General features: G+C 66.6%; 25 protein-coding genes. 9 read left to right on the forward strand and 16 right to left on the reverse strand.

What is annotated here, in order from left to right; genetic code table 11:
• Positions 1-12: 12 nt before the first annotated feature.
• The 6 genes from AC5Y7D_RS01530 to AC5Y7D_RS01555 all read right to left on the reverse strand — a co-directional run bounded on the left by AC5Y7D_RS01530 (position 13) and on the right by AC5Y7D_RS01555 (position 6017).
• Positions 13-282 (reverse strand): hypothetical protein, encoded by a 270-nt coding sequence (locus AC5Y7D_RS01530; RefSeq protein WP_499920811.1) that lies wholly within the window; start codon positions 280-282, stop codon positions 13-15.
• A gap of 92 nt (positions 283-374) precedes the next feature.
• On the reverse strand, positions 375-1259 hold the full coding sequence (locus tag AC5Y7D_RS01535; protein ID WP_499920812.1) for a hypothetical protein: 885 nt from the start codon (positions 1257-1259) through the stop codon (positions 375-377).
• Positions 1260-1318: 59 nt separating this feature from the next.
• Entirely contained in the window at positions 1319-1930 is a 612-nt protein-coding gene (locus AC5Y7D_RS01540) for an RES family NAD+ phosphorylase (RefSeq protein ID WP_499920813.1), read from the reverse strand.
• Positions 1923-2435 carry a hypothetical protein gene (locus tag AC5Y7D_RS01545; protein ID WP_499920814.1) on the reverse strand — a complete coding sequence of 171 codons (513 nt, stop codon included), beginning with the start codon at positions 2433-2435 and terminating at the stop codon, positions 1923-1925. Before AC5Y7D_RS01545 ends, AC5Y7D_RS01540 begins: the two co-directional genes overlap by 8 nt.
• 61 nt (positions 2436-2496) lie before the next feature.
• Positions 2497-5409 carry a DUF4349 domain-containing protein gene (locus tag AC5Y7D_RS01550; protein WP_499920815.1) on the reverse strand — a complete coding sequence of 971 codons (2913 nt, stop codon included), beginning with the start codon at positions 5407-5409 and terminating at the stop codon, positions 2497-2499.
• Positions 5406-6017, reverse strand: a complete 612-nt coding sequence (locus tag AC5Y7D_RS01555; RefSeq protein ID WP_499920816.1) for a MerR family transcriptional regulator — start codon at positions 6015-6017, stop codon at positions 5406-5408. Before AC5Y7D_RS01555 ends, AC5Y7D_RS01550 begins: the two co-directional genes overlap by 4 nt.
• A gap of 197 nt (positions 6018-6214) precedes the next feature.
• On the opposite strand from AC5Y7D_RS01555, the gene AC5Y7D_RS01560 reads away from it, so the two are divergent.
• Positions 6215-6838 carry a sensor domain-containing protein gene (locus AC5Y7D_RS01560; protein WP_499920965.1) on the forward strand — a complete coding sequence of 208 codons (624 nt, stop codon included), beginning with the start codon at positions 6215-6217 and terminating at the stop codon, positions 6836-6838.
• A 106-nt stretch (positions 6839-6944) separates the two neighbouring features.
• Positions 6945-7139 carry a ferredoxin gene (locus AC5Y7D_RS01565; protein WP_499920817.1) on the forward strand — a complete coding sequence of 65 codons (195 nt, stop codon included), beginning with the start codon at positions 6945-6947 and terminating at the stop codon, positions 7137-7139.
• Here AC5Y7D_RS01565 and AC5Y7D_RS01570 read toward each other — a convergent pair.
• Positions 7132-7806, reverse strand: coding sequence for a response regulator (locus AC5Y7D_RS01570; RefSeq protein WP_499920818.1), 675 nt, complete (start codon positions 7804-7806; stop codon positions 7132-7134). The genes AC5Y7D_RS01565 and AC5Y7D_RS01570 overlap by 8 nt on opposite strands.
• 36 nt (positions 7807-7842) lie before the next feature.
• On the opposite strand from AC5Y7D_RS01570, the gene AC5Y7D_RS01575 reads away from it, so the two are divergent.
• From AC5Y7D_RS01575 to AC5Y7D_RS01590, 4 genes are all read left to right on the forward strand, one after another.
• A complete protein-coding gene (locus AC5Y7D_RS01575) occupies positions 7843-9135 on the forward strand; it encodes a sensor histidine kinase (RefSeq protein ID WP_499920819.1) in 1293 nt (430 codons plus the stop codon).
• Positions 9136-9271: 136 nt separating this feature from the next.
• On the forward strand, positions 9272-10543 hold the full coding sequence (locus AC5Y7D_RS01580) for a cytochrome P450 (protein ID WP_499920820.1): 1272 nt from the start codon (positions 9272-9274) through the stop codon (positions 10541-10543).
• The gene (locus AC5Y7D_RS01585; protein WP_499920822.1) at positions 10540-11646 is read left to right on the forward strand and encodes an NDMA-dependent alcohol dehydrogenase; all 1107 of its coding nucleotides are present in this window, start codon (positions 10540-10542) and stop codon (positions 11644-11646) included. The genes AC5Y7D_RS01580 and AC5Y7D_RS01585 overlap by 4 nt, the downstream gene beginning before the upstream one ends.
• A 185-nt stretch (positions 11647-11831) precedes the next feature.
• A complete protein-coding gene (locus tag AC5Y7D_RS01590; protein WP_499920823.1) occupies positions 11832-12143 on the forward strand; it encodes a hypothetical protein in 312 nt (103 codons plus the stop codon).
• Between the two features lie 19 nt (positions 12144-12162).
• Here AC5Y7D_RS01590 and AC5Y7D_RS01595 read toward each other — a convergent pair whose 3' ends face one another.
• The gene (locus tag AC5Y7D_RS01595; RefSeq protein ID WP_499920825.1) at positions 12163-13443 is read right to left on the reverse strand and encodes a DEAD/DEAH box helicase; all 1281 of its coding nucleotides are present in this window, start codon (positions 13441-13443) and stop codon (positions 12163-12165) included.
• Positions 13444-13790: 347 nt separating this feature from the next.
• Between AC5Y7D_RS01595 and AC5Y7D_RS01600 the strand changes: the two genes are divergently transcribed.
• Complete coding sequence (locus AC5Y7D_RS01600; RefSeq protein ID WP_499920826.1) at positions 13791-14192, forward strand: DUF732 domain-containing protein; 402 nt, start codon at positions 13791-13793, stop codon at positions 14190-14192.
• 68 nt (positions 14193-14260) lie between these two features.
• Here AC5Y7D_RS01600 and AC5Y7D_RS01605 read toward each other — a convergent pair whose 3' ends face one another.
• The 4 genes from AC5Y7D_RS01605 to AC5Y7D_RS01620 form a co-directional block, all read right to left on the reverse strand.
• Complete coding sequence (locus AC5Y7D_RS01605; RefSeq protein WP_499920827.1) at positions 14261-14953, reverse strand: GAP family protein; 693 nt, start codon at positions 14951-14953, stop codon at positions 14261-14263.
• A gap of 46 nt (positions 14954-14999) precedes the next feature.
• Positions 15000-15320 (reverse strand): STAS domain-containing protein, encoded by a 321-nt coding sequence (locus AC5Y7D_RS01610; RefSeq protein ID WP_499920828.1) that lies wholly within the window; start codon positions 15318-15320, stop codon positions 15000-15002.
• On the reverse strand, positions 15320-17842 hold the full coding sequence (locus AC5Y7D_RS01615; protein ID WP_499920829.1) for a SpoIIE family protein phosphatase: 2523 nt from the start codon (positions 17840-17842) through the stop codon (positions 15320-15322). The genes AC5Y7D_RS01610 and AC5Y7D_RS01615 overlap by 1 nt, the downstream gene beginning before the upstream one ends.
• A 238-nt stretch (positions 17843-18080) precedes the next feature.
• The gene (locus tag AC5Y7D_RS01620) at positions 18081-18911 is read right to left on the reverse strand and encodes an LLM class F420-dependent oxidoreductase (protein ID WP_499920830.1); all 831 of its coding nucleotides are present in this window, start codon (positions 18909-18911) and stop codon (positions 18081-18083) included.
• A 118-nt stretch (positions 18912-19029) separates the two neighbouring features.
• Here AC5Y7D_RS01620 and AC5Y7D_RS01625 point away from each other — a divergent pair, with 118 nt between their 5' ends.
• Entirely contained in the window at positions 19030-19536 is a 507-nt protein-coding gene (locus tag AC5Y7D_RS01625) for a nitroreductase/quinone reductase family protein (protein WP_499920831.1), read from the forward strand.
• 46 nt (positions 19537-19582) lie between these two features.
• Here AC5Y7D_RS01625 and AC5Y7D_RS01630 read toward each other — a convergent pair whose 3' ends face one another.
• Positions 19583-20116 carry a TetR/AcrR family transcriptional regulator gene (locus AC5Y7D_RS01630; protein ID WP_499920832.1) on the reverse strand — a complete coding sequence of 178 codons (534 nt, stop codon included), beginning with the start codon at positions 20114-20116 and terminating at the stop codon, positions 19583-19585.
• 112 nt (positions 20117-20228) lie between these two features.
• Here AC5Y7D_RS01630 and AC5Y7D_RS01635 point away from each other — a divergent pair, with 112 nt between their 5' ends.
• Positions 20229-20654, forward strand: coding sequence for a nitroreductase family deazaflavin-dependent oxidoreductase (locus tag AC5Y7D_RS01635; RefSeq protein ID WP_499920833.1), 426 nt, complete (start codon positions 20229-20231; stop codon positions 20652-20654).
• Positions 20655-20701: 47 nt separating this feature from the next.
• On the opposite strand, the gene AC5Y7D_RS01640 is transcribed toward AC5Y7D_RS01635, so the two are convergent.
• The 3 genes from AC5Y7D_RS01640 to AC5Y7D_RS01650 all read right to left on the reverse strand — a co-directional run bounded on the left by AC5Y7D_RS01640 (position 20702) and on the right by AC5Y7D_RS01650 (position 23760).
• Positions 20702-21046, reverse strand: coding sequence for a hypothetical protein (locus AC5Y7D_RS01640; protein WP_499920834.1), 345 nt, complete (start codon positions 21044-21046; stop codon positions 20702-20704).
• A gap of 147 nt (positions 21047-21193) precedes the next feature.
• On the reverse strand, positions 21194-22957 hold the full coding sequence (locus AC5Y7D_RS01645) for a PE family protein (protein WP_499920835.1): 1764 nt from the start codon (positions 22955-22957) through the stop codon (positions 21194-21196).
• Between the two features lie 62 nt (positions 22958-23019).
• Positions 23020-23760, reverse strand: a complete 741-nt coding sequence (locus tag AC5Y7D_RS01650; protein WP_499920966.1) for an ABC transporter permease — start codon at positions 23758-23760, stop codon at positions 23020-23022.
• Positions 23761-23795 lie beyond the last annotated feature (35 nt).

Consider the following 23795-nt stretch of genomic DNA (forward strand, 5'->3'; position numbering starts at 1 on the left):
CTCTGCGGCAACCTAGCGGCCGGGCCGGCCGGGACCACCGGGCCCGCCCGGACCACCTGGGCCACCTGGGCCACCTGGGCCACCTGGGCCACCAGGCCCGCCCGGTCCGCCGGGCCCGTTGGCGGCGGGAAGTACGAACACGCACTCGTTCAGGTCCGGACTCCACGCCCAGCCGGGTGCACAGTCGTCGGCTCTACCGACCGCCGGCGCCACGAAGGCCGGTGCCGCCGAGAACGCCAGGATGACCGCACCGATCGCGCTTCGCCGCAGAAAGCTGCCCATGCCCGCCTCCCCTCGGTCTTCGTCCGGCGATCACCGGACGTCGCCCTCGATTGTCCCCTCGCAGCCAGGCCTTTGGTAAGGCGTTTGCCGAACTAACCGAACCGCAATCCCCTCTTGCGCACCCACAGCACGGCCACGACAGTCCCGATGAACCACACCACCAGCGCCATGCCGAGATGCAGAAAGCTCTTGGTGTCGCGGCCGAACACCGGCCCGATAGCCGCGGGGATCTGGGTCCACATCACGCGGTGCTCGATACCACCCATTGGGTCGGCAACGTAGTAAACGGCATAGGGCAGGGTGATCGCCAGCAGCCAACCGGCTGTGCGGCGCCGATCGTGGCGCTGCCGCCAGCGCCGCAGCAGCGGCTCCACGCCCACCGGGTGCATCACCGAGATGACATTCCCGACGCCGAGCCAGGACACGATAGGCACCGCGACGTTGGGGATCGTCATGGCCAGCTGCGGCACCCCTTCCTTCCACACGGTCAGCACCGCTGCCGCCACAAAGGTCGGCACCCCCACGATCACGATCAGCGCCAGGTTCTTGATCAGCAGCACCCGCCACAGCGGCACACCGCCGGACAAGCCTGCCGCGACGCGATAGTGGTCGCCGCCAAGCAGATTGGTGGTGGTCACGTCGGCCAGGACGAAAGACGAGAAGTACGTGCTGACCAGCACCACCCAGTCAAGTTGATGGTGATGGAAGTGGCGGGAGGCGTGGTTGCCGTGCACAGCGCTCAACGGCTGGACCAACAACCAGACGGCCGCCAGCACGAGGTTGGCCATGACACCCGACAACCAGGTACGCGGCGGGTGGAAAGCCCAGCGGATCTCCGCGCACACCGCCGGCAGCAGCGGTTTCCAGAAGTCTTCGGCGGCCCGGCGGGCCGCGGCCGGACGAGGAGACGACGCCCGCGCCAACGCCCGCAACGCATTGCGCAGCGATTGGCGCAGCGGCGCCTCGGTCTCCGACATGTACTCCCCACCAAAACGGCTGTGCGTGCACGGTACCCGGCCAACACGGTGATGCCGGGTCAGATCTCCCAATTGACCGTGAAGTCATGCCGCAGCACCAGGTCGACGAGGACGTCGGTGCGCTCGCCGAGCTGCCAGGACTCCGCGGTGAATGCACTGTGCGCGAAGAAGGCGTAATTGGCCGAGGTTTCGGGTGTGGTTCGCGACCGGTACACGATGGCGTCGAGATCCGGCCACCAGCGCCGGGCGGCCTCGGCAAGGTGGTGGCATTGCTGCCACACCCGGGGCCGCTGGCCGGTGCTGATCTGGTCGTCGACATCGAGGGCATCCAGGTTGCGCTGGGTCCTGAGGTCCAAGATCCGCAGCGGCCGGGTCGAGACGAGCCGGATCAGGTATTGCGCCGCGTGGTCGGCGGGAATCGTCCGGCCGCTGTCCCGATAGCGCTCACGAAAGGCGCCCTCCGTGGCTGTTGCGGCATAGCGGGTCCGAAATCCCCCCGACACCGGGTCGAAGCGGAAACGGGGCTGCGGGAATCCGTTCCAGGTCCAGTCGGCGGGCTCGGCGGCTTCCACTCGCCACAATTCGATACCGGGGGCCACCGTCCGACTGGCCAGGCCGACCGGACGTTGCCACGGCAACGACCGCCGGTACCCGCCGGCCAGACTAGGCACCGACGGCGTTGAGCAGCTGCCACGCGGTGCTTGCGGTCTTCTTGCGGCGCAGCGCCTCCGAAATGGACGCGCCCGCCAGCTCGTCGCGCTTGATCCGCATGACCCGATCGGCCACCACCGGGTCGGACGTGAACCGCGTCAGCAACACCAGGATTTCCGCCAGGTCCGGCCGCAACCGGCCGTCTTCGAACTGCCAGGCCGGAAACCACGTGTTGTTGCCGACGGTGACGCCGAGCACCTTGCCGCGCCGGCGCAGCTCGTGGACCGCCTGAGGCGTCTCGTAACCCAGCTTCGACTGGACCTCGCGCGTCGGCAGGGCGCCGGCCCGGAAGTCGCTCAGCACACCGTCCCGGCGCTCCTTGTTGAGCTTGCGTGCCGCGACCCGCTCCAGTTCCTCCATAGGCACGGTCGGCGCGTCCAGCAGCGCGTCGAGCAGCTTGGCGAAATCCGGATCGCGCCGGAGGCGTTCTTCGACCTGACTGACCAGCGCACTGACGGGAGACATGGAACGATTCTATCCCCAGCCCAGGCAATTGAAACAATTGAAACATCTCCAAGGGTGTGCTTCAGTGCTCACCGCCGGCCGGTGCGTCCGCACGCGGTCCCGGTGCGACACCGGCCACCCGAGGAGCGGACAGCCGCCGCATCACCAGCACCAGACCCAACACCGGCAGAGCCAACAGCGCCAGCCACGGCAGCAGGAATCCGACGGTCAGCAGGCTTCGATTCGCCGCTACGGTCAGCGAGAGCCACCCGCGCTGCAGTGCCCCGAGAAATCCGGGGTGGGCCACGGTGGGTACCGCTGAGACATTGATACTGATTGTGGCGTAATCGATTTCGTCATGTAGCGTGCTGCGCTGCGCCTTGAGCGAGTCCAGCTCGGCCTGCCGCTGAGTCAGCGAGGATTCGGCGGCGAGCAGGTCGGCGGTGTTACCCGCCTTGCTCATCAGTTCCAGCAGGCGCTTGACCGAAGTCTGCAACGCGTCGATGCGGGCGTCGAGGTCGACGCGTTGTGTGGTGACGTCGGTATGGGTGATCGACATCGACTCGACCGTCCCGAGTTTCTTCGCATCGGCCAGCACCCCGTCGAGCTTGTCGGCGGGTATGCGCAGCACGAGCCCGACCACCGGTGAGGACGACCCGGAGCGCTCCGATCGCGAATCCACCCGTCCGCCCGCATCGTTCACCGAGGCGACGAGCCGGTCGGCCACCGCGCCCGGATCGGCGACGACCAACTGCAGTGATCCGTTGGTGACGACGTCGCGTTTGAAATTGTTGTCGGTCGGCGGCGCCAGGGGTGCCGGACTGACCGTCGTCTGGTCGGCAATGCCGCCCCCCATGGTGGCGGGGAGCTGACCCCGCGACTCGGAACGGTCCTGTCCCGGTGTCTCCGTCAACTTGCCGGACACCACACCATCGCGAGTGGACGGCGGCAGGACACCCGGTTGCAGCGACCAGAACCAGCCCCCGCCGATGAGCAGCAGGCTCACCACCGATAAGGCAATTACATTGCGCAGCTTGACCATTCGCGCGACCGCCGACTTCACGCCGGCCTGTCCGACAGGTGCGCCGGGAGCGGGCGCCTCGACCGGACTTTGCCGCTCCCAGCCGGCCGGGACCTCGACGGGCTGCACGACACGGTGTGGCTGTTCACCTGTGGCGACGATTCGCTTGTCCACCACCACGTATGCGGTGAACCTGCACAGCACACCGAACCGCACCGACGTGTCGATTATGCGCTTCGCCAATTCCGGCGAGTCGGTGCGCTGCGGTGCCGAGACGTAGCGGTCCTCGAGGTCGCGCAAGAACATTCGCGCCCACGCAGCGGTTACCGCCGGTGCCTCTCGGTGGTGTCCGGTCACCGCAACCGACCACTTCGCACCTGCGCGATCCGTCCCGCGCACCACGATCGAACCCGCCGCGCTTCCCCGATACCGTCCGCGCACCACCAGCGGGACCCCTGGCAACAGATCAGGCAGTCGGGCCGGGCTCATGGTGCCCTCGATGGTGGTCAGTCCTTCGGGGTGCATCGTCAACGAATGGGCGACGGGTGCACCGACCTGACGGTGGATGGTTTGCATGGCCTGGTCCAGACGATCCTCGCTTTCCACCAGCTCACAACTGCCGCCGCCGAGGCGGGCCAGCCGGCCCAGCAAGCCGGTGTTCACCGCCTGGTCGATGCCGACCGCATACATCCGTACCCGGCGCAGGTCGCCGGCCAGTCCGTGCAGCAGCTGGTCCTCGTTTCCCACTTGACCGTCGGTGACCAAGACGAGGATCGCGTCCCGCCCGTCGCGACGGTCGTCCGCAGGCAGCAAGGCCAAGGCTTTCCGCATGGGCGCGAAAAGCTCAGAGCCGCCGCCGGCATCGAGGGCGGCAAGGTGTTCGATCGCGCGGAACCGGTTGCGGTCGGTAGCTTCCACCAACGCATCGGGCAAACCCGCAGGGCGCTGCACCCCGTCGTTGAAAGTCAACACCGCGAAGCGGTCGGCCTCGGTGAGCGTGTCGATGATGCGCGCCGCGACCCGGCGCGCGGCCGCGATCTTCCAGCCACCCATGCTCGCCGAGCAGTCCAGCAGCAGTGCGAGATCGCGGGGGCGCGCAGGCGCACTGGACTTCGGTGGCAGGACCGTGAGCTGATAGGTCCCCTCGTCGCCGACGGCGTCGGGAACCAACACCAGCGAGTCGGTGAGGTCATCGGTCGCGTAGCGCAAGCGCAACACGAAATCCCGGTCGGCCCGCCCCCCCGGCAGAACTCGGATGCGGCCGTTGTCGGTGATTTCGGTGGGCAGGCTGGACTGGATCTCCGAGAGAGTCATACCGGCTGGGTCGACGCCGACGTCGATGGTCAGGGGAATCGGGCGGGGGAACCCGCGCAGCAGCACGGGCGGGGTGATCCGCGAAGCGTCCGGGACCGCATCGGTGTCGTCGGCGTAACCGTCGCCGACCGCGGCATCGGCCAGTGGCTCGCCCGGAATGTAGCGCGGCGCAACAACAAGGGGCAGGCGGAATGTCGCCTCGCCGTCCGCATACGACAGTGGGCTGACGAGTGTTATTGCGACGCTTATTCTTTCGCCGGGCGCGAGGTTGCCGAGCCGCATGGTGAACATGTCAGGCCGCTCCTCCTCGACGATGGATGCCCGCCGGCCTGCCATCAGGGCCCGGTCATAGGTCGTCCGGGCATCGTCGCGTTCAGCCAGTTCCGCCGCCACGGCACGCCCGTTCGCCGTCAGCGCCATTCCGATCACCGCGGCCCGGTCCGGCAACGGGAACACGTAACTGGCTTCCAGGGGTACGTCGAAGGAATTGACGAAATGTTGCATCACCTCGACCTGACTGGTGAGGCCGGTGATATCGGCACGGATGTCGATGTGTTCCAGCGGCAGACCGCCGCGTTCGGTGCGCACAACGCCCGGGCCGGCGGTCTCCGCAACGGACTGCGCACCGGCGTCAGTCATCGAGGTGATGCGGACGGTCATGAGGGGCTCCGATCATCGAGGGTTAGCAGGCCGCGATCGGCCAGCAGTTCCAGCAACGGCGTGGCAGCGGCGCGAATCGCATTGATGTCACCGTGAATGTCGCTGGTGGCGGTTCCGGGGGGCAGCAGCAGCATCGCGCCACCGGGCAGTGTCACCGCCGTCAGCGCCTGAACGCTGTCAGTGCGGCCGCCGTTGGGTACCGGTGCGGCCGGAGGCGGTTCGGCCCAGAACCGGCCGCGATCCGTGCGCGCCGGGGTCGACGGCTGTGCCGCCGGTTCAGCCAGTTCCTCAGGCACATCGGCGAGCCGGCGCAGTAACTCGTCGGTGGCGCCGGAGAGTTTGGCCTGCACCTCAGCGAGCGAAAGGCCCTGCGCTTGTAGCCTTTTGACCGCGACGACCTGTAGCAGGTGCCGGCTGCCGTAGCTGGCGCTGCGCCCCTGCATCAGCGGCCGGTCGACGAGTCCGGTGGTCGTGTACCACCGCACCGCACGCCGATCGGGCAGCTCGCGGACACGCCCGTTGGGCGATCCCGGGTAGCCGCTGGAACCCAGGGCAGCGGAAACCCGCTCCACCAACTCGTCCAGCGTCCAGGACGCCCGTTCCGGCATGGAAACGATACTGACACTGTTACTATGACACTGTCAACATTGCGGTCACGCCCCCTGGCCGCGCGCCCGGCCCGGTGTTCGGCCATGCTTGAACCGTGCGTGAAGCCGGCCGTGGTTCCGCTCCGTCGCGCCGGTCTGCGGGCGCGGTTCGGTGGCTGCTGCTCGTGTGCTGCGTGGCGCTCTGCGGTTGTACCAGTGTGGTCGACGGCAACCCCAAGGCGGCGACGGGAGGAGCGGGCTCCAGCGGGCCCATACGACCGTCACAGCTCGAGGATCTGCTGACGCCGTCCGGGGCACTCTCGGTGGTAGCCAACAGCCCACTCACCGAGGACGACATGCAGGCGGCGCTGTTCATCGGCGCCGACCCGGCCGAGTGCCATGGCGTCGTCGCGTTCGGCCGCTATCCTCTGTTCCCGACGAACTACACCGGCCGCGAGGCCCGCACCCAACAGGACCATCGAATAGACCAGCATCAGCTGCTGGAGGTCTCGGCCACTTATCCCGCCAGCTTCGACGCCGCCGGCTTTCTCGATTCGATTCGCAAGACGGTGCCGGGATGCCAGCGTCCGGTCACCGCCTGGGGCGACGACGGGCGCAAGATGACGGTGAACCCGGCACCACTGGCCGAGAGCCCGCCCGAGGCTGTCCGGTGGTCGACGAATCTGGCCGGGCAGAAATGGATTTGCGAATTCGCCGTACTCGCCAAGGCCAATGTGGTTTCCGAGATCGTCACCTGCTCGCCGGACCGCTCGGTGGATATCGCGGCCCTGGTAGTCAAGCGTCTCAAGAAGATCAACGAATTGCTGAACTCCAGGTCGTGAGCCGCCGACCCCTGGCCCGCGCAGGCCACTGCTGGCGCGCTCGGGCCGCCCGCAGGGCTGCCGCGACGGCGATACTGGATCGCACCAGCGGAGCCGGGAGGTACCTATGCACGTCACTGTCGACTATGACCTGTGCGAGGGCCATGGCCAGTGCCTGCTGGCGGCACCGGAGGTCTTCGACCTACCGGAGGGTGCCGATCGGGTGCTGGTGCTCCAGCCTGACCCACCGGAAACCCAGCGGCAGTTGGTGATTCAAGCGGCCGCGATGTGTCCGGCGCAGGCGATCCGAATCCTCAACTGAGGCAATCGGCTTCGGTACCTTCATCGAGGATCCCGAAACGTCCGGCCAGCGCGGCGGCCGCGATGCGGTTGCCGACTCCCAACTTGTGCAGCAGCGCGGCGACCATGCGTTTGGCGGTGCGCTCCGACACCAGCATCCGGTGGGCGATATCGCCGGTCTCCATACCTGTAGCCAGTAGCGCCCACAGCCGCAGGTCCTGGGCGCTGAGGCTGTTCAGCAGCGCGGACGGCGGCTTGCGGGTGTTGCTCAGCAGGGCATTGAGCAGTGCGCCGTCGATCACGCGCAGTCCTTCGGCGACGGTCCACAGCGGCCCGGCCAGCGCCTCGGGCCGGGCGGTCTTGGGCAGAAAGCCGTCGGCGCCGACGCGCAACGCTTCTTCGGCGAGCCCGAGGTCGTCGGTGCCGGAGAGGGCCAGGATCCTTGTGCTCGGATGGCGGGCTTTGATATGCCGGATCGCCGCCACGCCGCCCAGTGGCGGCATGGACAGATCGACGATCGCGACGTCGGCCTTGCAGCGGGCCACCAGGTCCGCAGCCTCTTCGACATACGTCGTCTGGCCGCCGACGGTGAACAGTTCGCCCCATTCGCGGGTGAGCAACAGAGCCAGGCCCTGGGCGAACAGTTCGTGGTCATCGACGATGACCACGACGTACGGCGAGCGGGTCATTGCCGTGATGCTAGACCAAACCCTATGGTCAGCCGGGTGACACCGCTCGATCAACTCCGAACCGAGATGGACTTCGACGGTGCGGACTACGGACTGGCCCGCACGGTGGTGGCGGTACGGGTCGCCGTGGTGAGCTCGATCGCTGTGCTGCTGGCGATCGGACCGCAGTGGGTCCGCGAACACACCGCGGCCACGGTGGTGGTGCTCGCCGGAGCGATGGCCTATGCGGCCGCCCTGATGGCCTATCCGCAACTGGAGGTGCGCCGCACCCGGTATGCGGGGCTGATCACCGCGTTCGACTCGGCATTCACCCTCGCGCTCATCGCGCTGAGCGGAGGCGTGTACAGCCCCGTGGTGTCGGTGCTGGCGTTGGCCGTCATCGCCTCCGCGGCCCGGCTATCGCTGGCCGAAACCTTGTCAGTTGCAGTGCTTTTGGGGATAGCCTACATTTCGGTGGCACTGAGTGCGTCGCCGCCGCAACCCGTCACCGCGGCGCCGGCGCTGCTGGCCGCCTGGTCGGCGCTGTACCTGGTGTTCGTCGCGATCATCACCGCGGCGCTGTCAGCACTCGCCGAACGGGAACACCGCTCCCGGGTGACGGCGCTGGTGGAAGCCGAAGCCGAACACGCCGCCGCCGAAGAGGAACGCGACCTGCGTGCGCGCCTGCTGCGTTCCTATCAGTCGCAACAAGACGGACTGCAGGTGCTGGTACACGAATTCCGCACGCCGGTCGCCTCACTGGAGGCGCTGACCGAGGCCATGACGTCAGCGCAGCCGATGTCACAGGCCGATCAGCACACCAGCCTGCAGCTGGTCGCCCGGCACGCGCGTCACATCGGCGACATGCTCGACGCCCTGTCCGACGTCGCACTGAGCCGCCGCCCGACCTTCTCGACGGGCCGGGTGCGCCGCGTCGACGTCGTCGATCTGGTTCTGGCCGCCGCCGACGCGGTGGGGCTGGCACCGCCGCGGTTGCAGTTGAGCGTCGACGTCGGGACCGTGGCGGTGGACGAGCAGGCGCTGCGGCGGGTGCTGACCAATCTGCTCGAGAACGCCGCCCGGCACGGCCGGGGTGAACCGGTCGACGTGACGTGCGTGCGCGACGGCGGGGACTTGGTGGTGTCGGTCGCTGACCGCGGTCCGGGGATCCCGGCCGACAGCCTGGGCGAGCTGACCACCAAATACGTCAGCCTCGGCGGCCAGCGCGGCACCGCCGGGTTGGGGCTGTGGATCGTCCAGCAGATCGTCGAGGCGATGGGTGGCCGGGTCGACTTCGCTGCGCGCGACGGCGGCGGGCTCCTCGCCACCTTCCGCGCCCCGGTGAGCTGACTCGTTTGGCCCGCAAAGGCCAGTGATTGGCACGCGTGCCGGTGCCGCAATGCCGTGGCGCTGGCCACCATGAGTGCCATGCCACGGCGACGTGCACTTCAGCACGGATCCGCCAGGCGAGAAAGGGCACCCCGCTATGACCGCACCCACCACCGCTGCCACGTACAAAGACATCGACCTGAGCGCGCGCGCCTTCTGGGCCAAACCGCCCGAAGAGCGTGACGCGGCCTTCGCGGTACTGCGTGCCGAGAACCCGGTGCCGTGGAGCCGGCCGGCAGAATCGGACCTGCTGCCGCCCGAACTCAACAACCGGGGCTTCTGGTCGCTGACCAAGCAAGACGACATCCGGATGGCCAGCCGCCACCCCGAGATCTTCTCGTCGGCCCAAGGCATCACCATGGAAGACTTCGCTCCGGAAGCGGTCGAGATCGCGCAGTCCTTCATCGCGATGGATGCCCCGCGGCACACCCAATTGCGCGGTATCACGACCGAGGCGTTCAAACCCAAGAACGTGCGACGGCTGGAAGGGTGGATCCGCGGCCACGCCCACGACCTGGTCAGCGAGATGGCGCACCTCGGCGAGGGAGATTTCGTTCAGCTGGTGTCGGTGAAACTGCCCGGCCGGATCTTCGGCAGCTTCTTCGGCCTGCCCGAAGGCGAGCTGCGCGACAAGGCCGTCACCGCCGCCCAGCGGCTGGTGGGCTGGACCGACCCGAACATCCGCGGCGAACAAAGTGAGCTGGAGCTGTTCATGGGCGCCGTGCTCGACCTGCACGCGGTGGCATCGGAACTGATCCCGCAGCGGCGGGCCAACCCCGGTGACGATCTGATGACCTGGATGGTGCAGGCCGAATTCGACGGCAAGAAGATGACCGACGACGAACTGAGGGCCTTCTTCGTCCTGATGGGTGTGGCGGCCAACGACACCACCCGACATGCCTCGGCGCACGCCATCGCGGCCCTGTCGAAGTTTCCCGACCAGCGCGCGCTGTTGGTGCAGGACGTCGAGGGCCGGGTCGGCACTGCGGTGGAGGAGGTGCTGCGCTGGGGATCACCGTTGCTCCACATGCGCCGCACCGCCACCCGGGACGTCACCGTGCGAGACGCGCAGATCAAGGCCGGGGACAAGGTGGTGCTGTGGTACTACTCCGGCAACCGCGACGAGGACGTCTTCGACGATCCGCACACCTTCAACATTCTGCGAAACCCGAACCCGCACATTGCTTTCGGAGGCGGTGGCCCGCACTTCTGCCTCGGCGCCGCGCTGGCCCGCACCATGCTCAAGGCGCTGCTGACCGACGTATACACCCGCATCCCGGACATCTCGGCACCCGAACCCCAATACGCGCTGGCCAATTTCATCAACGGCATCAACAGCCTGCCCGCCACCTGGACGCCGGAACGATGAAGACCAAGGCCGCGGTGTTGTGGGGCCTGCACCAGAAGTGGGAGGTCGAAGAGGTCGACCTCGACGGCCCCAAGGAGAACGAGGTCCTGGTCAAGCTGACCGCCAGCGGCTTGTGCCATTCCGACGATCATCTGATCACCGGCGACATGCCCATGCAGCTGCCGGTGGTCGGCGGGCACGAAGGCGCGGGGGTGGTGGTCGAGACCGGCCCAGGAGTCACCGAGGTCGCCGAAGGCGATTCGGTGGTGTTGAGTTTCATCCCGGCCTGTGGCTGCTGTGAACCGTGCGCGCGCGGCATGAGCAACCTCTGCGTGCTCGGCGCGGCGATCATCGCCGGGCCGCAACTCGACGGCACCTTCCGGTTCCACGCCAAAGGTCAAGGGCTGGGCCAAATGTGCGTGCTGGGAACGTTTTCCGAGTACACGGTGGTCCCGATGGCCTCGGTCATCAAGGTCGATCCGGGCACGGCGCTGGACACCGCGGCACTCGTCGGCTGTGGGGTCACCACCGGTTACGGCAGCATGGTGCGCACCGGCGAAGCGCGTGACGGCGACACGGTGGTGGTCATGGGTGTCGGCGGTATCGGCATGAACGCGATCCAGGGCGCACGCATCGCCGGTGCCCGCGTCATCGTCGCGCTCGATCCCGTCGAGTACAAGCGCAGCCGTTCCCTCGAATTCGGCGCCACCCACACCGCGGCGACCGTCGACGAAGCATTGTCCCTCGTTACCGACCTCACCCGGGGTCAGCTGGCCGACGTCTGCGTTGTCAGCACCGACTCGGCCGAGGGAGAGTATGTGGCGCAGGCGTTGAGCCTGGTCGGCAAGCGCGGCCGAGTGGTGATGACCGCAATCCCCCACCCTGCCGATACCAGTGTCGCAATGTCGCTGTTCGATCTGACGCTGTACGAAAAGCAGGTTCGGGGATCACTTTTCGGGTCGTCCAATCCGCGCCGCGACATTCCGCGGATGCTCGATCTATACCGGGCCGGGCGGCTGAAGCTCGACGAACTGGTCACCCGCGAGTACACGCTCGAGGAGATCAACGACGGCTACGCCGACATGCACGCCGGGCTGAATCTGCGCGGACTGATCCGCTTCTGACCGACACTCCGATAGCGCAAGTCCTGCTTGACCGCAACTCATGCCATATGCAATAGTTTCATGAGGATCGATTACGACAGGCGGTTTCAAGCCTGAGCAGCTACGATGCCGAACGTTGGCGCCGTGGCGGCGACGCTAACTCGTCTGAAACGCCAGATGGCCCGTCAACTATCAAGGAGTGGTAGATGTTCGAGGAAAAGTCAGCACCTGCGCAGTCACAGCCTCGCCGCGCGCGCCGGCCGATCCGGTTGATCGGGGTTGCCGCGGTAATCGGGGGCGTGGCAATCAGTTTCGGCGCAGCGGAGGCCCAGACGCTCGGCGACCACGGACCGACTTCTGTCACGGCGACGCCCATAGACCCCTGCCTGCTGAACAACACCTGCGGGCTGGAGAACCAGATCGCTGAAGACGAGGCGGCAGGCCGGAACTTTCAGGCGTACTGCGACGAGCTGAAGCTGAAGAACATCACGATCCCCGAATGCGAGCCGCCGGCCTGATCCCCGGATTCGTCAGCGCCTAGCGGGCACTGCGCTGGTTCCCGCCGGGCCGCCTGCGACGCCGCTGCCCGCCCGACCGTCCGGCAGCTTGGCCAGGTTGGGGCGCAGTGACTTTGGCGACTGGGGCGCGGTGTGGCGCGACCTCGCCCACCAACGCCTGCACCGCGGCAGAGTCGGCGGTCACCTGCTGCGGCTCGACGCGGATACCTGCCTTGCGTAGCAACGCCCGGGTGTCCGTGCGCTGCTCTGGCAGCACCACCGTCACCACGTCGCCCGCGTTTCCGGCCCGCGCGGTGCGGCCGGACCGATGCAGGTAAGCCTTGTGCTCGCTGGGCGGGTCGATGTGCACCACCAACTCGACCTCGTCCACGTGTACGCCACGCGCGGCGATGTCGGTTGCCACCATCACCCTGGCTGCCCCCGTCGTGAACGCGGCGAGATTGCGGTCACGCGCCGGCTGAGAAAGGTTGCCGTGCAGGTCGACTGACGGGATACCGGCATCGGTGAGTTGCTTGGCAAGCTTGCGGGCGTGATGTTTGGTGCGCATGAACAGGATTCGGCGGCCACTGCCTGAGGCCAGCCGGTGCACCAGTTCCTTCTTGGCTTCCGCCCCGGCCACATGGAACACGTGGTGGGTCATCGCCGCCACCGGTGCATTCAACTCATCGACCGAGTGCAGCACCTGATTGCGCAGGAACCGATTGACGAGTTTGTCGACGCCGTTGTCCAGGGTCGCCGAGAAAAGCAGTCGCTGGCCCCCGGCCGGGGTGCTTGCCAGGATGCGGGTGACGCCGGGCAGAAACCCGAGATCGGCCATGTGATCGGCTTCGTCGATCACCGTGATCTCCACGGCGTCGAGGCTGACCAATCGTTGTTTCATGAGGTCTTCGAGCCGACCCGGGCAGGCCACCACGATGTCGACGCCGGATTGCAGCGCTGCCACCTGACGGTTCTGCGACACACCGCCGAAGATGGTGGTGACTCGCAGATTGCAGGCCGCGGCCAACGGCTGCAGCGCCGCACTGATCTGGGTCGCCAGCTCACGCGTGGGAGCCAGCACCAAGCCCGACGGTCGGGACGGACGCCGCCTGCTCGACGAGAGCCGGCTGACCAACGGAATCGAGAAGGCGAGCGTCTTTCCGCTACCGGTCTTGCCGCGGCCGAGTACATCTCGGCCGGCGAGGGTATCCGGCAGGGTCTGGGCCTGGATCGGAAATGGGGTGGTAATGCCGGCGTCGGCGAGTACCCGGGTCAGCGGTGCGCTAACGCCGAGGTCGGCAAATGTGTTGGGAGTAGTCACTTTTCGGTGCCTTTCGGGGGCATCGTATGTGCCAGATGGTCGCGACGGTGCGCTCCGGACTGGCACAAAGCTGGCGAGATTGCCGGTGGGCAAAATCGATCGCCGCGAGACCGTAGTGCTTGCTGCACGGGTCATCTGAACGCGACGCTGAGCCGCGAATTGCGGGGCCGGCGCCGGTGGGATGAGGAACGTTCCACGACGTGTTGGCGGTGGTGATGGAAGGCCAACGTTGTCGACAGTCTATCCCACCGACGCGCGCGGCCCTAATAGGGCGCTAATTCGCGTGCTCAGAGCCCTGCGGTGCTAGTTTCTGCTGGCGATAACCGCAGAGTCGGCCTGGAGGAAACGTGTCGGTCAAAGTGAGCACAATGCTGGCGGGTCTGGCGATGTCGGCCGTAGCGATGGCCCCGACCGCCGCCGCAGAGCCAGGGCCCGGAAGTGGCGAGACCTTCTTCGTCGACTACATGACGCGGGTGTTCACGCCCCCGACCTCCGAAGCCGCGGCCCGGGCGGTAATCCCGTTGGCTCAACAGGTTTGCCAAGCGAGAACGCAGGGTCAAACGGATCTGCAGGCCGCCAACATCGTCTTGACCGGTAACGGCCTCGCCACGTTGGGTTTGGCCAGCGGCTCAGAGGTCGGAGACGAGAAGACTGCGTTGGACATCGTCAACGCCGCGACTCTGGCGTACTGCCCGCAGTACAACGCCTCTGTCGGTGAGCCGGTCGCACCCAGCCTGCCGGTGGAGTGACGCCGCGCACCCTGCGCACTCTCGAGTAGAAATGTGCCACAGCGGAATTGGACGAGGCCCAGATCCGCTCAGCTGCCCGCGATGCCGACGGCGAGCAGCACCCCGCCGACGACGAGCAGCAAACCGATGAGTTCGACGCGGCGACGGGCCGCCACCCAGGTGTTCAGTGCGGCCAGGGATCGGCGCGTCGTATCGGGAGCCAGCACGTAGGCAAGGAGCGAAATCTCCACCAGCGCAAGGGCAACGACGTTGTATAACAACAGTGCCCCGATTTGCTTGGTCGCTGCCGCGCCGGAAGCCAGAATGACGGCCAGCGCGGCCAGGTAGTCCACCGACGGCAGCGCGACCCCCAGGCCCGCCACCGCCGCCACCCACAGTTGTCGTCCTGCCAGCAGCTCCCGAAGCCGCGCCTGCAGCCGCTGCGCCCGGGTTTCGCGCTCGACGACGTCAACCGGGTTCGGCCGTCGGCGGCGACAGCGGCTCACGGCCACCCGTGCCGCCAGCAACGCAGCGACCAGCACCGCCAGCCCGCCGATCAGCATCTGGACAGTGGGCAAGGTCAGATGGGCCGAAGCGGACAGCCTGCGCCGCAAGACGAAGATCACCACCAGGCCTACCGTGATGCCCATGGTGAACGCTCCACCCAGGAAAGCGAACAGCTGAAGGATCGGCTTGGGCCTGGTGAGCATGAGCACCGTCAGACCGATCCGGAACGGCTCGAGGCTCACAGCGAGAGCCATCACCAGGATGGGGATCCACATGACAGGTCGTGTGCAGCGCCTCGACGCGGGTTGCTCGCGGGTGGTTTCAGTGGCCAGCCGGCGCCGGTTCGGTGGTGATCAGTTCGGTGAGGCCACACATGGAAAGGATGGACATCAGCAGCGGATGCGCGATGAGGTGGATGTGGTCGGCGTGGTTGAACAGGGCGTTGATGGCGGCGCTGTCCAGGTACTCCACCCTACTGAGATCCACAGTCAGTTTGCTGTCGCCGCTCGCCGCTTCGTCGGCGTTGACGGCCAGCGCCCGTTCGAATAGGTCGATGTTGCTCAGGTCGATCTCCCCCACCGCCAACAGCGCCAGTTTTCCATCGTTGTCACGAGCGGTGTCCAGGGTGAGCGACGTGGGCATCAGCTGATCCTCGCGGATAGTTGGACGGTGGTGCCGTCCGTGTGGGACTCGATGGTGACGTCGTGCATGAGCGCTCGCATGAGGGTGATACCTCGCCCCCGCCGGGGGTAGGAGTCGGGTTGCGGTGTCTTCCAGGAGCCGGTGTCGGTAATAGTCAGCTGGACCCTGTCATCGACTGCGGTGGCACCGAGGGTGACGGTGCCCCCAGGGCTGTGCCGGTGGCCGTGCTCGATGGCGTTGGCCACTGCTTCCCCGGCGGCGAGCAGCACCTTCGCCGCTTGATCCTGGCCCAGGCGGGCGCGGGACAACCAATTGCGCAAGGCATTGCGTGACGACGCGAGGTTGGCCGGGTCGGCGGGGAAGGACAGTTCCAGTGGCGCAGGGTGGCGGTAGAGCATCAGGACGACGTCGTCCTGGTATCCACCGCTCGGCGCGAGCAGCGACATCATCTGGTTCGCCAAGCCGTCGAGTTCGCTGGCCCGGCCGTCGCTGATGAAGGAAGCGGCGCGGGAGATCCCCCGCTCGATGGGTTCGCGACGGCGCTCGACCAGGCCGTCGGTATAGAGCGCAAGGGTCGCCCGCGCCGGCATCGTCGCGCGGGCCTCGGGGCGGGGCCAGCCGGGACGCATCCCCAGGGCGATGGTGCGGCCCGCGTCGAGCCGCTGGATCGTGCCGTCGGAGTCGACCAGAACGGGTGGCGGGTGCCCGGCGCTGGAATACACCAATTCGCCGGAATCGGGATCGAGCACCACGCAGACGGCGGTGGTGCAGGGAGCTCCGGGCAGACGCGCGGCGAAGCGGTCCATCCCGGCAAGTACCGCGCTCGGACTGGAGTTGTCCAGCAGCAGCGCCCGGCACGCGCTGCGCACCTGCCCCATCACCGTCGCGGCGGCCAGGCCGTGGCCGACGCAGTCCCCGACTATCAACGCGATCCGGCCGTCGTCCAGGTTGACGATGTCATACCAGTCGCCACCCACCTGCAGGGGCGGGCTGGCGGCCTGATACCGGACCGCAAAACCGTGCGGCAACTCGGCCGGTCCCAGAATCGCGTGTTGCAGCGCAAGCGCTGTCTCACGCTGCTGGTCTACCTGGTGCACCCGCTGCAAACCCTGACCGAGGCGGCCGGCGAGCACGGTGAGCAAGGTCTGGTCCTCGAGGGTGAACGGCCGTTGCTCCGACAGATCGATCGAGACGACGAGCACACCCTCGGGATGCCGCAAGGCTATTCCCGCTGTCCCCGGCTTGGTGATATTGGGAGTGAGCAGTTCACCGTCGCGCAACGACCTGAGCAGCTGGCGCACATCCGGCGCCAGGCCCGCCCATTGCGCCGGCTCTCCGACCGACACCACCAGCGGGGCACCGTAGGCCACCGACTTCGTGGCGTCACTGCGGGCCGGGAACGTGACCGCCAGTACGCGACGGGCCCGCCACAACCGGCGCAACTCCTCGGCCGCGGCGTGCACCGCCTCGTCGACCGTGTCCGCTTTCGCCAGTTCCTGGTTCAGCGCATGTTCGCGCCCGGCCGCCAGTGCCAGGGCGATGGCCGCATGCCGGGCGAAGTCGCTGACCAGTTCCAGGTAATCGTTGCCGAACGGCGCTTGCTGGGGATGGCGCGCCACCGCGATGACCCCCAGCACCGCCTCGTCGGCGATCAGCGGGATGACGATCGCCGAGCGTTCCCCCACATCGGTGAACCCCTCGATCGGATACTGGAAGGAATCGGTGATGAGCGGCGATCCGCGGCGCGCGACACCACCCGTGGTGGAGGCGTCCATCGGCACCTGCTGACCCACCACCTGCGCGGCGTATCGGCCCGCGGTGGCCGCGACGACCAGCGTGTTGACTTCGATGCCGGGAACGTCGGGCTCGCCCGGCACCAGCAGAATGGCCTGCTCGGCATCGGCCAGCTCGAGCGCCCGGTTGACGATCAGCTGCAGCGGCCCCATCTGCGGGTCACCGGACAGCAGCGCGGTCGTGATCTCGCGGCTGGCGTTGGTCCATCTCGCGGATTCACGCTCGCGCTTGAAAAGTCGGGCGTTGTCGATAGCGGCGGCCGCGGCCGTCGCCAGCGCCCGCACGGCGCCCTCCTGGGAGTCGGAGAACACTCGGCCGGGCCGGTCATCGGCCAGATACAGATTGCCGAAGTCGGCGGCGCGAACGGTGATCGGTATCGCCAACAGCGCCCGGATCGGCGGGCCGTCTGGCTCAAGGCCGGTGGACTGGGAATATGCGCCCAGATCATCGACGCGCAGACCTTCGCCCACCTGCAGGTCACCGAGGCGCTGCGAGGTGATGTCGTTCAGCCCCTCGTAAATGAAGGAAGTCAATGAACCGTCGTCCGCCCGGAGTCCCAGCGACCCGTACCGGGCGCCGGTCAGGTCCATTGCCCCGTTGACTATTCGCTGCAGCGTCATGTCCAGATCGAGATCGGATCCGATTTCGACAATGACCCGCACGAGTTGCTGCAGTTGGTCGCGAGCGGCCACCAACTCCTCGAGCTGTTCGTGGATCCCGCTCACCACTTCGCACCTGCCCAATCAGGTGACTGGCGTTCGCCCCGGTCGTTGTTCATGGTTTCCGTGCCTAGAGGTCGGATTCTCATTCTGTGACTTGTCGCACGGTCAATAACAGCACCTGTGTCCGTTCCCCCGAACACCGGTCCGCAAACCGACCACCTTCACCCGCCAGCAGACGCAAAATCGCACGGCCGCCCGGGGCGGCTGCGCGATTTTGCGTCTGCTCGCGCCGTGGAAGTGGTGCCTAGCCGCGATATTGCGCCACTCGCGCCGCGTAGTCGTCGAGGAGCCGCAGCGACTCGTCCCGCGGTTTGGTGGGCAGGAGCAGTGCGACCTGGCCGAAACCCAGCTCTTCGGTGGCTTGCCAGTAGTCGGGATTGTTCGGGGTGCCGAACATCGCCAGCGGAACATCCCGGCCCGCGGCGCTACGCAACTGGTCAACGCGTCGCGTGATGTCCTGGATCGGCAGCGGGTTGGAAATCCAGCCGGCCTCGTGGCGCACTATCCGCTTCACCGTGGCATCTGAGTTGCCGCCGATGAAAATCGGCGGATGGGGCAGCCGTACCGGCTTCGGTCGGATGTACGACGGAGGGAAGTCCACATACTTGCCGTGGTATTCGGCGGGTTCGTCGGTCCACAGCGCCTTGATCGCCTCGATCCGCTCATCCAGCAGCGGGCCGCGTGTCTTCGGGTCCGTACCGTGATCGCGCATCTCCTCGAGATTCCAGCCGGCGCCCACACCGAACACGAACCGGCCCGCCGAAATCAGATCGACGCTGGCCGCTTCCTTGGCCGTGATGATGGGGTCGCGCTGAATCAGCAATGCGATGCCGGTGAAGAGTTCGATCGTGGACGTCACGGCTGCGGCGGCGGCCAGCGTGACGAACGGGTCCAGAGTCCGGTAGTAGATCTTGGGCAGTTCGCCACCGAGCGGATAGGGCGATTCGCGGCTGGCGGGAATGTGCGTGTGCTCGGCGACCACCAACGACTCGAACCCGCGCTCTTCGATCGCCCGCGCCAGCGAGACCGTGTCGATACCGTCGTCGTTGACGAACGTGGAGATCCCGAATTTCATCTCGTCATCCCTGTCGGTCGGCTTCGCAACACGTGACAACCCGCACCGGCCGATTATTCCGCCGTCGACGGCTGCTGAAGTAGGTGCAGACTATGTTGACTCGAACGGAGGTACGACGATGACTCGCCAGCCACGCACGTCTGCAGCTTTCGCCGTCGCCGGCCGCATCCTCAGCCGGCCGGCGATGCGGCCGGTGACTCGCACTTTCAGCAACCTGCACGCGGCAATGTATCGATGGACCCGCGGACTGGCCCAGAACCGCAAATACCCCACCATGTTGCTCACGGTCACCGGCCGCAAGAGCGGCAAGCCGCACACCGTCCCACTGATCTACATCGAGGACGGGGAGCGGCTCGTGATCGCGGCCGCCTATGCCGGTAGCGATACCGACCCGGCCTGGTGGCGCAATCTGCGGTCGAATCCCCACGCCGTGGCGCAGGTGGACAACGCGAGGTTCGACGTCACCGCGGAACTCGCACCGCCGCATCAGCGTCCGGAGTTGTGGCGGAGGCTGGTCGAAATGTATCCCTACTTCACGGAATACCAGCAGCGCACGACCCGCGAAATCCCGGTGGTGATCCTGACACCTGCGACGCCCGGACAATCCCCAGCCGGCCCTGCGTAGCGGACGCCATCGCAGGTAGAGCCGAACACCGTCGCGGCGGGGGCGGTCAACCGCGACTCAACAGCTCGTCGAGCATCCGAGCGGTTCGGTCCAGCGGGTCGGTGGATCGAGCGGCGAGGCAGAGGACGACTGCACCCTCGACTGCGGCCACGATCGTGGTGGCCAGCGACTCCGGCTCGCCGATACCCACCGCCCTCAGCCGTTCGGCAATCGCCGTCTGCCACACCGTGAACACCTCACCGGCGGCATCTGCGGCCGCGGGCGCTTCGCTACGTCCGAGCGCGGCGGCTACCACCGGGCATCCGGCGGTGTAGTCGGTGGAGCGCAACGTCTCCTTCCAGGTTTCGACGAACGCCACCAATGACTCGCGCACGTCGCCTTGGGGCGCCGGGTCGAGGAGCCGGCCCGCGGTTCGGGTCGCTTCGGTGATGAGTTCCGACTTCCCCCCCGGGAAATTCAGGTATACCGACCGGCGCGCCGTGCCGCTGTGCTCGAGCAGTTCGGCCAGACCGGTACCGGCCACACCGTGACGACGCACCAGTTCGATGGCGCTTTCGATCAAGCGCTCGCGCGCGGTCATCGGCTACTCCCTTGCTCGGCGTTCCACCTTGCAGTATACCGATTGGTCTAATATCCTCGGGGTAGACCGATCGGTATAACACCTTCACGATTCGACAGTAGCGGAGATCACCATGACGAAGACGCACGACAAGACCCTGCAGAAGTTCCGCCGGGAACGTGCTCTCGGCCGCTACCTGCTCAACCCCACGGTAAAGGGATTGAGCAGGCTGGGGCTGCGAACCGCACTGGCCACCGAGCTCGAGACCATCGGGCGCAAGACCGGCCAGGTGCGCCGCGTTCCGGTTTCCGTGCAGTTCGACACCACGGGCGCGTGGCTCATCTGTCAACACGGCACCCGCTCGGGGTGGGGCCGCAACATTCTCGACAATCCGAATGTTCGGGTACGGCAAGGCAATCGGTGGCGTGCCGGTATCGCGACACTGCGGCCTGATGACGACGTGGTGGCCCGGGGGCGTCAGTTCGGCCGGTTCGGGGCCCGGGTTGTGAAGGCGCTGGAAACGACGCCGGTGTCGGTGCGGATCGACTTCACCGATTAGGCCGCAACCGACGGAAACTGACGGCACCGCGGGCCCCGGTGCCGCGGTCAGTTGGGGGGAGCGGCCCCCTGGTCGGGCGGGATCGCTCCGCCGCAGCCGCCGGGGGGCGGCGGGCCCGGCATGGGTTCGTCGCCGCTGACGCAGTCGTAGTAGAACTGCGGTCCGACCATCCACGTTTTCATCCACTGATGCCAATACGAGCCGTCGGGATACTTCTCTCCATCGCACACGGCCAAATTTCCCCACCCCCATCGACCGCCCGGACAGAAGCCTTTCGTCATGTCCGGTTGGTGCGGGTCAGGCGGATCAGCGCTGGCAACCGCCGTAGGAAATGCCACCGCCGCAGCACAGCCCAATATCGCGGCACCACGACGAGCGAGCGTGAATTTCATTTCGACTCCCTTGAAGCGGTGAATCAGCACGGTCGTCTTTTCAAATCGTCATAACGCGCTTGTCGCTAGTTTACGACGCTTCGGATTGGCGATGTCAACTTCGTTCGCCCCGGTCGGAGGCGCTGTCGACCGCCGTGTGCGGTCCGATCACGCGGTGAACGGGAACGGCCGGCCCGTCAGCACGGACCCGGCGGCCAGCACGCCGATACCAACCCCGAAGACGCCGAACATGGCGTTGGTCGCCGGGATAAGTTGCAGGTATTGGCTGAAGCCGGCGAGGTCCCCCGCCGCCAGGTTGTCGACCGCGACGGCGAAGTAATGAAGATCGGTCGTCACGAAATAGCCGGGTCCCGCGACCAGGATCGGTAGTATCCGCTGGCCGACCACGACGGCATTGATCACCCCGGCCGGAGCATTGTTTGCGACTGCCGCAGCCAAGAGCGAGTCGCCCAATTCGTAGCTGGTCGAGGTGATGACGGGGTCGATTCTGTCGTTGATGACAGTGCTGACCAGCCGGTCGAGGTGGTCCAGCGGGTCGAGGGCAGCGCCGATCTGCGGCGGAACCGCAATGCTGGGCATGGTTTGCGGTGGAATCGGTACCGGCGGCAAAGAGGCGTGTGCCGGGAACGGCAGATCGACACGTTGCGGCAGTCCGAAACCGGTCAGCGCGTCATTGATCCCCCGCTCGGTACCCAGTCCGAGATCGTTCAGCACCGTCACCGGATCGATATGGGTGGGGAATATGCCGGCCGGGGTGTGCACATCGGCGTATCCGGTACGGTCGTAACCCAATTCAACGATCACGCGCAAGTTCGGCTCAACGAGGTCAAGAAGCGGCTCGGGCACCACACCGCGCAGTGGTTGCAGCAACGGCAGGTTTTCGGTCGGAATCATGATGTAGGTGAGGTCGGTAGCCGTCGGGGACACCGGCTGGACTATGCCGGTGTCGAGTTGCGCGGGTGTCAGCTCCTGGTAGGTGCCATGCGAATAGAAAATGCCCAGCATCGCATTGAGATCGGCCACGACATTGAGCGGGTATTGCGGGAAGTCCGCCCACCCGTCATATTGCCGGGTATAGACGGTGGTCGGATAAATGCTGTCGGGAGTGGCGCCCGAGAACGTTAAGCCCAGAGGCTGCAGGTACACATCGGGAAATCGAGCGAGTATGCCGCCGTTGGGGTTATTGGGATTACCCAACAGCACGAACGACAGCTGGTCCGGATCTGGTCGCAGGCCGGGCGGCAGGCCGGCCAGGTGGCGCATTTCCATGGTGGCCACCGAGGCGCTCTGGGAAAAGCCGAGCACAACGGCGTCTCGTCCCGCCGTGTATTCGGCCATGATCGCCTCATGAAGGATGGTTGCCCCCCGGGCCACCGATTCGTCGAAGGTCAGGCTGGGGATGCCGCTGAACGGTTGAAATTGCTCGGGCGTGGTCAAGCCGGACGCTACCGCGCCCGGGAAGAAGGGGCGGATGTAGAGGTTGAAAACCTGGCGAAGGTACTGCCCCGAAGGACGTGGGTTTCCGGTGGGACCCATGATCAGTGCCGTTGGCCCGTAGAGCGTCAGGGCCGGCTTCATCGCCGCGTCGGCCGCCGCGGCTGAGCTGCCGCCGGCCTGCAGCAGTGCCGCACCGGCGGCCTCGGTATCCGCGTACGCGTGCGCCCCCGAACCGAGGACCCGCACGATCTGGCCATGAAAGGCCGCCAGCTGCGCGCTGAGCGCCCGATAGTCCTGGCCGAATGCCTCGAACAGAGCGGCGATGCCCTGCGAAACCTCGTCAGCCGCCGCGCTGGCTATCCGCGTCGTCGGCAGCAGGGCCGCTTGATTGGCCGAACTGATCGTTGCCCCGATACGGCCCAGATCCGAAGCCGCCGTGGCGATCGCGTCCAGCTCCGCGACCACAACCGTCATTGCCGGCACTCCTACCATCCCGTGTGCGCCTCAGGTGCGCTGCCCAGCGGTGGATGGTAGCGCTAGTTCTGGTCCGACCAACGGAATACCGCAAGACACGCGATCAAACCGCCGGCACTCCACGCCATCAGCACGAAGAATATATGCCAGTGCTCCCAGCTGCCCGCCGGCTCGAAGACGACCATGTTCGACGGCAGCAGCACCGACCGGAATCCCTGAGCCATCCATTTGACGGGAAAGATCGAGCCAACCGTCAACATCCAGGGCGGCAACGCCATCAGCGGCACGTAGGTTCCGGAGAGGAACTGCAAGCCCACCGCCGGACCATTGGTGAGGACGGCCGCCGAGACCGCGTTGCTGGCGAAGTTGCTGATGAAGATGCCCAGCAGCGAACAACTGATAATGCCCAGCAGGAACACCCACGTCAGGGTGAACCAGCCGAAGACGGTCGTCGGCAGGCGCAGCTTGAAGATCAACACCCCTACCGACAGCAGAACCACGGCCTCGGCGAGACTGGCGAGGGCAACGAGCAGGATTTTGCCGATGAAGTACGACGATGCGGTCGTTGGTGTGCCCCGGAGTCGTCTCAGCGCACCGGTGTCGCGGTCGGAGGCGATGCTGATACCCAGGTTGATGAACGAGGTGGAGAGGATCCCGTAGGCCAGCATGCTCGCCGCGATCACCGCGCCGGTGCTGGTCTCGCTGTCGGGCAGTTTCGCGGAGAAGATCGAGCCCAGCAAAATGCAGATGACGGCCGGCATCGAGAACGTCAGAGCCACCTGCTCGGGCCGGCGGTAGAACATCTTCAACTCGGGGACTACTCGGGAAAACCCGATGC

It is taken from the genome of Mycobacterium sp. NGS49 (assembly GCF_059812565.1).

Coding starts and splice junctions, on each gene's coding strand:
- AC5Y7D_RS01530 (WP_499920811.1), bottom strand. CDS start 282: ATGGGCAGCTTTCTGCGGCGAAGCGCGATCGGTGCGGTCATCCTGGCG.
- AC5Y7D_RS01535 (WP_499920812.1), bottom strand. CDS start 1,259: ATGTCGGAGACCGAGGCGCCGCTGCGCCAATCGCTGCGCAATGCGTTG.
- AC5Y7D_RS01545 (WP_499920814.1), bottom strand. CDS start 2,435: ATGTCTCCCGTCAGTGCGCTGGTCAGTCAGGTCGAAGAACGCCTCCGG.
- AC5Y7D_RS01550 (WP_499920815.1), bottom strand. CDS start 5,409: ATGACCGTCCGCATCACCTCGATGACTGACGCCGGTGCGCAGTCCGTT.
- AC5Y7D_RS01555 (WP_499920816.1), bottom strand. CDS start 6,017: ATGCCGGAACGGGCGTCCTGGACGCTGGACGAGTTGGTGGAGCGGGTT.
- AC5Y7D_RS01565 (WP_499920817.1), top strand. CDS start 6,945: ATGCACGTCACTGTCGACTATGACCTGTGCGAGGGCCATGGCCAGTGC.
- AC5Y7D_RS01570 (WP_499920818.1), bottom strand. CDS start 7,806: ATGACCCGCTCGCCGTACGTCGTGGTCATCGTCGATGACCACGAACTG.
- AC5Y7D_RS01580 (WP_499920820.1), top strand. CDS start 9,272: ATGACCGCACCCACCACCGCTGCCACGTACAAAGACATCGACCTGAGC.
- AC5Y7D_RS01585 (WP_499920822.1), top strand. CDS start 10,540: ATGAAGACCAAGGCCGCGGTGTTGTGGGGCCTGCACCAGAAGTGGGAG.
- AC5Y7D_RS01590 (WP_499920823.1), top strand. CDS start 11,832: ATGTTCGAGGAAAAGTCAGCACCTGCGCAGTCACAGCCTCGCCGCGCG.
- AC5Y7D_RS01605 (WP_499920827.1), bottom strand. CDS start 14,953: ATGTGGATCCCCATCCTGGTGATGGCTCTCGCTGTGAGCCTCGAGCCG.
- AC5Y7D_RS01610 (WP_499920828.1), bottom strand. CDS start 15,320: ATGCCCACGTCGCTCACCCTGGACACCGCTCGTGACAACGATGGAAAA.
- AC5Y7D_RS01620 (WP_499920830.1), bottom strand. CDS start 18,911: ATGAAATTCGGGATCTCCACGTTCGTCAACGACGACGGTATCGACACG.
- AC5Y7D_RS01625 (WP_499920831.1), top strand. CDS start 19,030: ATGACTCGCCAGCCACGCACGTCTGCAGCTTTCGCCGTCGCCGGCCGC.
- AC5Y7D_RS01630 (WP_499920832.1), bottom strand. CDS start 20,116: ATGACCGCGCGCGAGCGCTTGATCGAAAGCGCCATCGAACTGGTGCGT.
- AC5Y7D_RS01635 (WP_499920833.1), top strand. CDS start 20,229: ATGACGAAGACGCACGACAAGACCCTGCAGAAGTTCCGCCGGGAACGT.
- AC5Y7D_RS01640 (WP_499920834.1), bottom strand. CDS start 21,046: ATGAAATTCACGCTCGCTCGTCGTGGTGCCGCGATATTGGGCTGTGCT.
- AC5Y7D_RS01645 (WP_499920835.1), bottom strand. CDS start 22,957: ATGACGGTTGTGGTCGCGGAGCTGGACGCGATCGCCACGGCGGCTTCG.
- AC5Y7D_RS01650 (WP_499920966.1), bottom strand. CDS start 23,760: ATGTTCTACCGCCGGCCCGAGCAGGTGGCTCTGACGTTCTCGATGCCG.